A 10276-nucleotide genomic window follows, 5' to 3' on the forward strand; every position below is an offset into this window, starting at 1 on the left:
CAGTATTTAAAATAAATCCAGCCCATACCAGTCAGGAGTGCGCTAAATGCGGTCACACTCACCCCGACAACCGTAAATCACAGGAGTTATTTGTGTGCGGTAACTGTGGCAATACTGACAATGCAGATAACAATGCGTCATTGGTTATAAAGAAACGGGCAATTAATCTCATTTTAGACACTGGAACGGTGTTATCTGACGATGGAGTTCTCAGAACTAAGTCAGATAGTGGACGTGGAGGCAATCGTAAGACTAGCCGAGCTAAAAGCTCGACTAGCGGTGTCCAACGAAGCGTCAAAAAAGAAAGGCTAGTCGCTTAGGCTATTATCTTGGAAGCTCGCGAGCTTTAGCTCCGAGTAGTTCACCGTTGTAAGCAAAACATTTATGACAAGCAAGTCATAGATCTTAAACTGAACTATAAGCGAGAGGCTTAGCGCTTTAGGTTTTTCTTAATTTGTAGAACATTTAATTTTAATATCTTAGGTCACGTATGAAGCCTTCACAAACCCTTACTAAATACAATCGCAAACTTGAAGAGCTAAAAGTATTATCAAAAGTAATTGATGCAGCTTTACATAAAAAGCTGGGCGAGGGTTACTATCTCGTGAATAATGGGAGTGAAGGTGCTGTAATTCTTTTTGGTAAAGTCGGCGACAATACGCCTATAACACCAAAAGATTTAGATTGGCTCTTAAGTGATAAAGTGTCTGTCGCTGAGGCAATTAAGTTTTTGGATGAGAATTCTATTTAACAAAGTTCGAGTTACGGAAGAGGATTTAAAATGCTTAAAGCAAAGATGTTTAAGGAATGGTTCGCTAAAAGAATGGGTCATTCTCCGCAATTAAAGCTAGCACATGATGCTATTAAAGAGCTTGAGTCACAACTGGAAGAGTTAACTTTTGATGCCGAGCAGGTGCTTTTACATGGCCGTGAAAATGATGCCGGGAACTGGGTTCCAAAAAAGGCCGTATTAGACAATCTAGAGTTGCGCTTAAAATCTTTAGAGAAGTTGAAAGAACAAGCATTAAATGATGGCTCTGAAGGTGCTGAGCATTACGTAAGTGAGAAATAAGTAGGGTTATTTAATGTCAGAAAACAAAGCACAAAGCCGAGCTAATCAAAAACAAAACGAAAAGCGACTAGGGGCACCTATCTTTTCAACAGTTCGCTTTAAAGACGCTGAAGCGCTAGCGAAAATTAATAGCCTGATTAAGAAAACAGGGAAAACAAAAGAAGAGGCGTTAATAGCCGCTTTTAGTGCCTTAGAAAAAGAGCTAGGAAAAAGTTAATTATGTAAGCTAAGTACTTTACAATATAGGCATGCCTATATTGTAATTGATACCAAGTTAACTAGTCAGGTCGCAAATTATGGAAACAGTATCAGTAGAGTTTAAGGTTAGTCAGAACGAAAAATACGGCGACTATCGAGTTGATGAATACTTTAATGGTACATGGAACAACCAACGAGACAACGGTTGGACTGAGAAAGAAGCAAATAATATTAAGAAGAGGCTAGATACTGCATTGGTCAAGCTAAATGGCGATATGATTGCACCAGCCACGGCAATCACTGTTATTGATGTAGCTTGATTTGTAAGGGAATATCATGACCACTGTAAAACTATCAAAAGAACGTATCAAAGCAGAAAAGCATGACTTTTCTTCAGAGGAACTATTCTCGCTAAGCCAAATGGTTAGCCTGAAAGAGTTAATTAACCTGAGCTGCACATAAGAAATGGAACTAAATGCCCTTGCGGTGATCAGATCTTTCGATTAAGAAACATAAGATTACCGAGGCAAGGGCATGAATAACTTAGATGCAATTTACGTAGATGTCGATGATTTTTGTTTATTGTTTGAACCTCAATGGCTTAAACATCTAATAGAATCGGGTGAAAAGCAACGCATTAAGCCATCTCGACTATCCTCTAGCGAAGTGATGACTATATTAATTGCCTTTCATCAATCAGGTTATCGCGACTTTAAAACTTACTACACCAAATTTGTTTGTCAGTATTGGCGACATTATTTTCCTGATTTAGTCAGTTATACACGTATGTTGAAGTTACTTCAGACCACGTTACCTGCTCTGTGTAGCTATCTGAAGCAGCGCTTTGATAAACCAACAGGCATTGCATTTATCGATTCCACTTCTCTCAAGGTGTGTCACAACATGCGTATTCCTCGCCACCAAGTTTTCGCTGACGAAGCCAAGCGAGGAAAAGGAACAATGGGCTGGTTTTATGGCTTTAAACTCCACCTCATCATGAATGACGAAGGGGGGTTATTAGCAGTAAAAGTGACCGCAGGGAATGTTGATGATAGGAAGCCTGTGTTAGATATGGTCGAAAATGTTACAGGTAGTTTATATGCTGACAAAGGCTATGTATCTGCAAGCCTAAAAGCGGAACTTGCTGAGCAAGGCATTGATTTTATAACAGGTCAACGAAGTAATATGAAACGTCAACCAATATCATCTTGGGATAGAGCTATGTTATCAAAGCGTTTCATCATTGAGACAGTTTTCGATCAGCTAAAAAACATGGCTCAAATAGATCATACAAGACACAGAAGCTGTATCTCGTTTATGGTTAATTTAATGGCTGGATTAATTGCCTATACCTTTCAGACTAAAAAGCCGAGTATAAAAGTGACTCGGCTTTAATTCTTATACAGATCTGAGGTTAATTAGCCAAAATGGTAGGCCATTTGATTGCCGTTTTGGGTTAAACGTTGATGGTATCGAAGTTATTGCCACATACATGATCGTAACCAATGGGAAAGGTGGTGCAGAAATGCGAATCAGTCTTTCTGTTGAGTGAACTACCCAGCGACATCGTTTCACTCTGATCACTGGGCTTCTATAGCCTAGCGGGAAGCTAGGCTACTTCTTTTTTCTCAGATCCACAATTCAACTTCGATAATTCGAAGACTTTCGTTTTAACGGATTGTTTCTTCTGAGATGTGGGTGCTACCCTTTCGACGATCACAGGGTTTTCTCGACGATTTTCGATAAAGGGTTTTAGTCAATATCTCACCAATACTTATAGGCGATATTACTTTGTATTAAAATCAAATAGCGGTAAGTTAAAAGTAGCTTGTGACTACGCTACACTTAGTAGATCTGGCAATTCAATGTATTCACCAAGTTTATCAGTAACATATGAACGCATAGCAGCTACTAGCAAGGTCTTACCATCAGCTTCAATGTCATTAACTGTTCTAGCTGTCCAAATTCCTGCTTCAAAGTTAACACTGATCCCCTCAATATCTAGAATGTCGCCCCCGTCATTCCAATTAGTAGAAGGTGAATAATTGTCTCCAATCAATAACATTTTACCATTTGCTTTATCTTCCCAGATCCAAAACCCCGACTGAGAACCAGATGAAAAACCCATAGGATTAAGTTTTACCGTGAAGCCTTGAAGTGTAGCTACAGCCCAATCAAGTGCAAGTGAATTTAAGGTAGAAGTTTTTGTTTTAATAGTTTTCATGACAAAGTTCCGTTGTTATGTTCAGAGATTGTGTGAACTAAAATTCACTATTATCTAAGCTAAATTAAGGTTTAATAACTATTAAAGTATTGAACGCCGATAGAATGTTTCTTTATGGTGAAAATAATCAGCATCATACTTTTTAACTTCCTTAACCTTCGCTAAAGTTTCCAAGAGCATCTTTTTTCGCATTGAAAAGCGCAATTTGTTTTCTAGCGTTACTTGCTTAAGCTTAAGCGTCTTTAGCAACACAAAAAGAACTACGTGAGTTAAGGCGCCAAGGGTAACAGCTATTGTTGCTAACGTATCAGTCATAAGTAGCGATAAAGCAATTAAAAGAGCGTGAATATAGTAAAAGTCATGCTTCTTGAAAATAATGTTACCCAGATCGGCACCTGTAATGTCCTTGCTGTACTCAATACCTTGCTCAGCTACTAGTAGCTCGTTAAAAAGTGTATTTATCTGGTCATTACTAAACTCATCATCATTAAGCTCTAAAAATGCCTGAAATGAATGAGGATTATTATCGATGAAGTAATTGTGCATGCTTTGCATATTAAAACCTAGAGTGTGTTAATGGCTGCTTGGGGCCTTGAAGATGCCCATTATTATATATTAACCAGACAGTACACTGTAATCTTATCTGGTACAGATTTGGTAATTTCATTTTTAATGTTTTCGATAGCATCCTTCACATGAACGCTGCTCTGCTGTTCCTTCTCAAGTTCATTACAGAACATTTCTAATGCCGAACGAGTAATAACAAGCCTTGTGTGAGGTCGCGGGTTATCCACCAGTATTACAGAAAGAGAGCTTTTATCTGTCTGAGAAATAATAGCATCTATAATAATTGATTGATCTGTTTTAATTGTATAGATACGTTTTAAGACTTCACCGGTACTATTATCATGAATTGTCGCCCACTTTAAATCGGGCTTACGTGACATTTCATTAATAAAATCTGCAATCACCTTTAAATTGTTACCTAAAAAATTCGATTGATAGCTGTTTTTATTGTCGTTGTATAATGCAGATGCCGAAATATGCTTCATGGTTTCTAGCCTTGTTTTGTTTATGTGTGTAGTTTAGCGTAAAAACACAATTAGTGCAATAAAAAGATATTTAAAATAAAAATCATTACATAATGTAATGGTTAATATGAATTTGATTTTGAATAATTTAACTGAATTAGAATTAAAAAACTTATAGTTCAAAAGGAATAATTTCACCTTCGGTTTGTGAAAATTCCGCTAGCTTAGACAATACATCCGGGCACTTTTTTGCTGCGGAGTTGGCAGTACGAACGTTTTTATTCACATATTGTTCCCAGTACGCATGAAGCTTATTTATCGTGCGAGGATCAATGCCAAGTTCAAATTGCGAAAAGTCTATATTGCTCACATAAACCTGTTCTTCTAGGTGTTTTAAAGTAATGGTGCCGTTGCGAAGATGGTCTAATAATTCATAGCCTTTGTAATGCTCGTTAATGAAAGAAATGAAATCTTCAACTGAAGGGCTTTCCGAATGATTCTTGTAAAACGAATCAAGTTGCGCTTTCGTAATGCGAGATAATGTATCGAGCTCAATCTTGTCACTATAAGGGAATAAGCCTTCAAGTTCTGAATATGAGCAACCCTCATCAGTATCACCGGCTAACCTCTTGTGAAGCGTGTTAATAAAGTAAAAGTCATCACACGCCGGTGGAGGACAGTGACCGAACACTTTTTTTGGGTAATCGCGGCACATTTCCTCCATTGATGAAGGATTGTAATTTCTATCGTGAAGAAAATTGATGTCATGTCTCACAGCAACAAAGTCTTTATGTGAAAACTCAATAGCAACTGGATAAAAGTAGGCCTGTTTAATAGCGTTATTTGAGAAGGAAAACACTCTAAATAATGCAATAAGTTTCATAGCTTGCTTCATAAAATTTTAACCTTAAAGTGAGGGTTTATGGTTTTAAAGATGCGCTTTTGTTTAGGTTCCAATTACTAACAAAGTTAAGCATGGATTCGAGGCAAGTAACGTCAATAGCGCGGCTACGCTTGCGTAGTTTATTGTTTTGCTCACGTACATGTTTAGGTGAACTACCCAGCGACATCGTTTCGCTCTGATCACGGGGTTTTCTCGACGATTTTCGATAAAATCTTATCGTTGTTTGACATGCTTTATTTTACATAAAAAAGATATTGGAAGCCAGAGGATTTTAAAGAAATTCCCTGCTTCTTTTCCCTATTGATAGAAAATAGAAGGTAAGTGGAAAGAGGGCATGTGCCCTCTAAATAGGTTAGCTTACGTTTGGCCAATTTCGGTAGTTACTAACGGCGTTGCGCTGTTCATCTAGCAAAGCCTCTCGTGCATCCTTAGATAATAAGGTACTGCTTTTGATGTTTCGGCATGCATAGATCGCATTATCGCGCCTTTGAATAACCTCCCGCAGCGATGTTGTGTCATCTCGATTGTTTGTAAGTACTTCTATTACTTTGAAGTTTGAACCGTTGTAAACAGCTATAGCGGCCGTTTCCGACAAAAATATTACTTCGTGAAAAATATTACATCTGTTCACAAGATCAAAATAGTATTTATCTATTCCGTAATCTTTAATGTATGAATCTAGCAAAGCTTGATCAGAATTAGATAAAGTTAAGTTTGGAGTTTGCTGGTCACTCATAAAAATTCTCCTAGAAGCTAAGTTATGAATTGGCCGCTTGACTTAAAATGTCGGTAACAGCTTGGTCTGAAGCCACTTTCTTAGCATAGAAAGCTTCAATGAGATCTGTCACTTCAGAATAAAAATCACAATTGAAGGTGCGCTCTTGGCAGTCGTGCGTTTTGAAGAACGTAACGATGTAGTTAGGTAACTCTTCATCTGTAGCGCTCGTGTCAGTGCATGTTACGATCTTAACGCTCAGGTCTGCTGTTTTAATTGCTGTTGTATAAAAGACGCCAACAAGCAGGTTTTTTAATGATGTTTCATTAGGGCCACTTTCTGATTCAGACTTTAAAGAAAGTGAGTTGATATCACGATTAAGTTCATCTAGTGATTTGTGGTGATTTTTAGTAATAATTGACATAATACCGACCTTAAATTAGTTGTTAGTTGCTTTTGAACTTGTGTTAATGATAGCAAAGCAAGGTGATAAAAGCAATATTTATTACAAAAAAAGATAAAAATTTGTATGCTGCTAACGTGCAGCATACTGAATCGCTAAATGATGTCGAAGTTGAACTTTTAGAAAGTGTAAGCTTTGACTATCAGGGTTTATACCCACTTTTTTGCACATAAAGCCGTAGACTTCGTTAAACGCAACATCAAAACCGTATCGAGAAATTTCACGCTCAATAATACCTACATCTCGTCTAGCATACTTTATGACACCTAAACCATCAGAATTAGTGGTAACAGAGAAATACCGCCACCGGCCATTTTTAAAGAATTGGCCTGACAATGAATCATACATATCGGATTTAGAGATGCTCTTGATTGGTTTGTCTGCATTTTTATGCGCGGTTTTAAGTGCTTTAGTGATTCGATGCTTTACGCGCTTAAAGTCTTTATTTATGTAAGCAACATTAAACGAGTTTATAATTTCTGGTAAAGTTTGAGTGACAATGCTTTCGATGCTGTGGGTATCAATACTAAGACGATTTACAGTGTTATTAAATGTAATAGCTATAACTGGAGCTAACTCAGGGCCTTCTGTTTCAAATGAATAGTGTAGAGGCTCTCCATCTTTGTTTAATAATTTACTGTCAATCAATGGTGAATGGTTTCGTTGCATCATATTGTTGTTATTCGCTGTTTGGGACTACATCCTTAGTATTACATAAATGCTATAATAGTGCAACAAAAAGATATTATTAAAGAATATATTCAAGCCGCAAGGGGTGGATAACACTTTGTTTCTGGCATTAATGCAACTGAGTCTCTTTAAGCCGCGCATGTGGCGGATAACACAGTACAACGTGCAAAGCCTTTCCCCTTATCAATTTTAAGCCGCATATGGGGCGGATAACCTGCTGCTTCTCTAATTGATCTTCTACTTTCTTCTTTAAGCCGCTCAGTGCGGATAACAGTTATTATGGGTTTAAACACGAAGGTGGTGAACTATAAACCACGCATATGGTGGATAACTGCGCATGTTAGTTACGATGGTTACATTACTCTTTTTAAGCCGCGCATGTAGCGGATAACAAATTAAGCAAGACCGTGTGGCTCCAAGTGTTACTTTAAGCCGCGCATGTGGCGGATAACGATCAGTCATCAGGTTCTTGTAAAAAAGCACTACTTTAAGCCGCACATTTGGCGGATAACTTAGAAAAGCTTATTTGTCAGCATGTATAAATTCTTTAAGCCGCGCATGTGGCGGATAACTAGAAATATCGCTGCCAATATAAGTGGATTCATACTTTAAACCGCGCATGTGGCGGATAACCAACAGTGTCAGAATTTTTATCATCATAATTTACTTTAAGCCTCACATGTGGCGGATAACTAATTATGAATGCAATTAGTTCAGAACTCATAACTTTAAGCCGCGCATGTGGTGGATAACTTGTCGTATGCGTTAAAACACAATCGATTATGTCTTTAAGCCGCACATGTGGCGGATAACCATGGTTTAAACAACGACGCGAGCAAATACCTTCTTTAAGCCGCACATGTGGCGGATAACTATCTATTTTTGGTAAATATTTCGATCATTCTTCTTTAAACCGCACATGTGGCGGATAACAAAAAACTTAGCTGTAAGTACCTCAATAGCTGTACTTTAAGCCGCACTGGGCGGATAACTTAAAAGATTATGCTGAGATGCACAATTTAGGTTTCTAAGCCGCATATAGCATCCTAGAGCTACATAATGCTAGTTCTAGGATGCTATTTAACAAAATAACATTGAGTTGGGCGGATTTTGAAAGAGCGTTGTTATAGTTGCTTGACCGTTTCAAAAAACACACAATTTTCAAAGCGACCTGCTTAAGAGTGTAACGCTATAAACTCTGGTTTAAAAGAGCCTTCAAGTAAAACGCAGTCAATTTCGTCATCAAGATAAGTAATGAAGTCCAATGGCTTGCTACAATCAACCAGACCTTAACTGCAAGCAGCTTCAAGCATAGCTGTAGGTTCAAGGTTCTGCGTGTCTGATTCCCAGTTATGTATATGTTCACCATCTTGAGTAAAAACAATGGTTAAATTTTTACGATTACTGTTATTGCTCACAATAATTTCCTCTACTGTTTAAGTATTGATTGAGACGTTCTAAGTGATGCTGCACTCTTGATTAAAGAGCGACAATACTTGCGCTGAGAGTCAATTAAAACATTGATTGCTTCAAGGTAATCCTTGAGTGGCTTTTGAACCAGTTTTGAGGCTCTAGCCTTAATTGAGTTCAAAACATGAAATGAAACATATCCAAGAGACTTTCTGATCGAGATAAGGTGTAGCAGTTCTCTCTTAGCATTACGTAAATCAGATGTAATTGTAGCTATCGAAGCACTACGCTGGATATTCTCTTTAGCTCTTTTTGTTAACTTATATTCTGGCAAATATGCAGGACTGATAATTTGGGAACCGGCAGTGTTCTTTAAAATAAGCTGAGCTGCATTATTAGTCATTTCTAACAGCTGTTGCTCAGTGTAAGAATGCATGTAACAACTAGGGGCAACTGCCTTTAATTTGAAGTAGATGTCTTTTTTAAGCCTGTTCAAGTTATTGCCATCATCGTCATTGTTTGAATTGGGTCTAGTTTAACATGAGCAGGGAAGGGTAGCAAGAGTTTGTTACAAAAAAAGATAGTTATAGTTCACCACTAGCCCAGCGTTTATCTGGGTTAGTGATAGCTATTTAAAGACGATCGTACATATCGTTCATACGCTTATTATCTCTGTAGAAATCATCAATTGCATCTTGTCTTTTTCGACGTTCAATTTCTTCAGCTGATGGTGGCGGTGTTCTACGTGATGCTTTCGACTCACCACAGTAGTGAACTACTCGTGCCTAAAGGCAACGAGCTTCCAAGGTAACAGCCTAAGCCGCTAACTTTTCTTTTTTGACGCTTCGTTGGACACTGCTAGTCGAGCTTTTGGCTCGGCTAGTCTTACGATTTCCTCCACGTCCACTATCTGACTTAGTTCGTAGTACTCCATCGTCAGACAACACCGTTCCAGTGTCTAATATTAGATTAATTGCCCGTTTCTTAATGACCAATGATGCGTTGTTATCTGCATTGTCAATGTTTCCACAGTTACCGCACACAAAGAGTTCTTGTGATTTACGATTGTTGGGGTGAGTGTGACCGCATTTAGCGCACTCTTGACTGGTGTAGGCTGGATTTATTTTGAATAAGGCTTTACCTGCTTGGTAAGCTTTGTATTTCGTGTAGGTTTCTATAATGTGCCAACCAACATTGAGAATAGACTTGTTTAGCCCTGCCTTTTGCTTGGCTTTGTTTGACACATATCGACCTTGTTCGTCCTGTTTCGCCTTTGGCTTGCGCATCATACTTGAGCTTCGTAGAGCTTCGAACACAATAACCTTAGCTTGGCTATCGACTAATGAACGACTTGTTTTATGCGCAAAGTCATTACGGATATTCGCCTTTTTAGCGTGATGCGTAGCAATACAATGCTTGGTTTTATTTCTGCGGTTTGAGCCTTTTTGCTGACGCGCCAGCTTGCGTTGTAGTCGCTTAATGTAGCGATCAGCTTTGGTCATCTTCTTTTTCTGATTAACAGAGTAATCAAACGTCATTGAGCCAGCATGAACAGGGATAGCCACTCCG

At 38.2% G+C, this 10276-nt stretch carries 17 protein-coding genes; 7 read left to right on the plus strand and 10 right to left on the minus strand.

Going from position 1 to position 10276, the window contains the following annotated elements:
- The 7 genes from L1267_RS23025 to L1267_RS23050 form a co-directional block, all read left to right on the plus strand.
- The coding region (locus L1267_RS23025) for a transposase (RefSeq protein ID WP_235384326.1) at nucleotides 1-320 on the plus strand (320 nt) is incomplete at its 5' end.
- Between the two features lie 170 nt (nucleotides 321-490).
- Nucleotides 491-751, plus strand: a complete 261-nt coding sequence (locus L1267_RS23030) for a hypothetical protein (protein WP_235384327.1) — start codon at nucleotides 491-493, stop codon at nucleotides 749-751.
- Between the two features lie 30 nt (nucleotides 752-781).
- Nucleotides 782-1072: a hypothetical protein gene (locus L1267_RS23035; protein ID WP_235384328.1), complete on the plus strand. Its 291-nt coding sequence runs from the start codon at nucleotides 782-784 to the stop codon at nucleotides 1070-1072.
- Between the two features lie 13 nt (nucleotides 1073-1085).
- Entirely contained in the window at nucleotides 1086-1289 is a 204-nt protein-coding gene (locus L1267_RS23040; RefSeq protein ID WP_235384330.1) for a hypothetical protein, read from the plus strand.
- Between the two features lie 79 nt (nucleotides 1290-1368).
- Complete coding sequence (locus L1267_RS23045) at nucleotides 1369-1590, plus strand: hypothetical protein (protein ID WP_235384332.1); 222 nt, start codon at nucleotides 1369-1371, stop codon at nucleotides 1588-1590.
- Between the two features lie 16 nt (nucleotides 1591-1606).
- A complete protein-coding gene (locus tag L1267_RS23710; protein WP_268842667.1) occupies nucleotides 1607-1732 on the plus strand; it encodes a hypothetical protein in 126 nt (41 codons plus the stop codon).
- A gap of 72 nt (nucleotides 1733-1804) precedes the next feature.
- Nucleotides 1805-2665, plus strand: coding sequence for an IS982 family transposase (locus tag L1267_RS23050; protein WP_199525156.1), 861 nt, complete (start codon nucleotides 1805-1807; stop codon nucleotides 2663-2665).
- Between the two features lie 439 nt (nucleotides 2666-3104).
- On the opposite strand, the gene L1267_RS23055 is transcribed toward L1267_RS23050, so the two are convergent.
- From L1267_RS23055 to L1267_RS23095, 10 genes are all read right to left on the minus strand, one after another.
- On the minus strand, nucleotides 3105-3494 hold the full coding sequence (locus L1267_RS23055) for a phage protein NinX family protein (protein WP_235384333.1): 390 nt from the start codon (nucleotides 3492-3494) through the stop codon (nucleotides 3105-3107).
- Between the two features lie 81 nt (nucleotides 3495-3575).
- Entirely contained in the window at nucleotides 3576-4049 is a 474-nt protein-coding gene (locus tag L1267_RS23060) for a hypothetical protein (RefSeq protein ID WP_235384334.1), read from the minus strand.
- A 53-nt stretch (nucleotides 4050-4102) separates the two neighbouring features.
- On the minus strand, nucleotides 4103-4546 hold the full coding sequence (locus L1267_RS23065; protein WP_235384335.1) for a hypothetical protein: 444 nt from the start codon (nucleotides 4544-4546) through the stop codon (nucleotides 4103-4105).
- Between the two features lie 151 nt (nucleotides 4547-4697).
- Nucleotides 4698-5420 carry a hypothetical protein gene (locus L1267_RS23070; protein ID WP_235384336.1) on the minus strand — a complete coding sequence of 241 codons (723 nt, stop codon included), beginning with the start codon at nucleotides 5418-5420 and terminating at the stop codon, nucleotides 4698-4700.
- A gap of 361 nt (nucleotides 5421-5781) precedes the next feature.
- Nucleotides 5782-6165, minus strand: coding sequence for a hypothetical protein (locus L1267_RS23075; protein WP_235384337.1), 384 nt, complete (start codon nucleotides 6163-6165; stop codon nucleotides 5782-5784).
- Between the two features lie 22 nt (nucleotides 6166-6187).
- Nucleotides 6188-6568, minus strand: coding sequence for a hypothetical protein (locus tag L1267_RS23080; RefSeq protein ID WP_235384338.1), 381 nt, complete (start codon nucleotides 6566-6568; stop codon nucleotides 6188-6190).
- A 111-nt stretch (nucleotides 6569-6679) separates the two neighbouring features.
- On the minus strand, nucleotides 6680-7279 hold the full coding sequence (locus L1267_RS23085) for a hypothetical protein (protein ID WP_235384339.1): 600 nt from the start codon (nucleotides 7277-7279) through the stop codon (nucleotides 6680-6682).
- Between the two features lie 1307 nt (nucleotides 7280-8586).
- Nucleotides 8587-8715 (minus strand): hypothetical protein, encoded by a 129-nt coding sequence (locus tag L1267_RS23715; RefSeq protein WP_268842668.1) that lies wholly within the window; start codon nucleotides 8713-8715, stop codon nucleotides 8587-8589.
- A gap of 11 nt (nucleotides 8716-8726) precedes the next feature.
- On the minus strand, nucleotides 8727-9110 hold the full coding sequence (locus L1267_RS23090; protein ID WP_235384340.1) for a hypothetical protein: 384 nt from the start codon (nucleotides 9108-9110) through the stop codon (nucleotides 8727-8729).
- 412 nt (nucleotides 9111-9522) lie between these two features.
- Nucleotides 9523-10276: RNA-guided endonuclease InsQ/TnpB family protein (locus L1267_RS23095; RefSeq protein WP_235384341.1), on the minus strand; the 754-nt coding region annotated here is incomplete at its 5' end.

It is taken from the genome of Pseudoalteromonas sp. OFAV1 (genome assembly GCF_021532595.1).
In the GTDB taxonomy this organism is placed as follows: Bacteria; Pseudomonadota; Gammaproteobacteria; order Enterobacterales; family Alteromonadaceae; genus Pseudoalteromonas; species Pseudoalteromonas lipolytica_C.

Excerpts from the sequence above, each read along its gene's own strand:
- L1267_RS23030 (WP_235384327.1), top strand. The coding sequence starts at position 491 with ATGAAGCCTTCACAAACCCTTACTAAATACAATCGCAAACTTGAAGAG.
- L1267_RS23035 (WP_235384328.1), top strand. The coding sequence starts at position 782 with ATGCTTAAAGCAAAGATGTTTAAGGAATGGTTCGCTAAAAGAATGGGT.
- L1267_RS23040 (WP_235384330.1), top strand. The coding sequence starts at position 1,086 with ATGTCAGAAAACAAAGCACAAAGCCGAGCTAATCAAAAACAAAACGAA.
- L1267_RS23045 (WP_235384332.1), top strand. The coding sequence starts at position 1,369 with ATGGAAACAGTATCAGTAGAGTTTAAGGTTAGTCAGAACGAAAAATAC.
- L1267_RS23710 (WP_268842667.1), top strand. The coding sequence starts at position 1,607 with ATGACCACTGTAAAACTATCAAAAGAACGTATCAAAGCAGAAAAGCAT.
- L1267_RS23050 (WP_199525156.1), top strand. The coding sequence starts at position 1,805 with ATGAATAACTTAGATGCAATTTACGTAGATGTCGATGATTTTTGTTTA.
- L1267_RS23055 (WP_235384333.1), bottom strand. The coding sequence starts at position 3,494 with ATGAAAACTATTAAAACAAAAACTTCTACCTTAAATTCACTTGCACTT.
- L1267_RS23060 (WP_235384334.1), bottom strand. The coding sequence starts at position 4,049 with ATGCAAAGCATGCACAATTACTTCATCGATAATAATCCTCATTCATTT.
- L1267_RS23065 (WP_235384335.1), bottom strand. The coding sequence starts at position 4,546 with ATGAAGCATATTTCGGCATCTGCATTATACAACGACAATAAAAACAGC.
- L1267_RS23070 (WP_235384336.1), bottom strand. The coding sequence starts at position 5,420 with ATGAAGCAAGCTATGAAACTTATTGCATTATTTAGAGTGTTTTCCTTC.
- L1267_RS23075 (WP_235384337.1), bottom strand. The coding sequence starts at position 6,165 with ATGAGTGACCAGCAAACTCCAAACTTAACTTTATCTAATTCTGATCAA.
- L1267_RS23080 (WP_235384338.1), bottom strand. The coding sequence starts at position 6,568 with ATGTCAATTATTACTAAAAATCACCACAAATCACTAGATGAACTTAAT.
- L1267_RS23085 (WP_235384339.1), bottom strand. The coding sequence starts at position 7,279 with ATGATGCAACGAAACCATTCACCATTGATTGACAGTAAATTATTAAAC.
- L1267_RS23090 (WP_235384340.1), bottom strand. The coding sequence starts at position 9,110 with ATGACTAATAATGCAGCTCAGCTTATTTTAAAGAACACTGCCGGTTCC.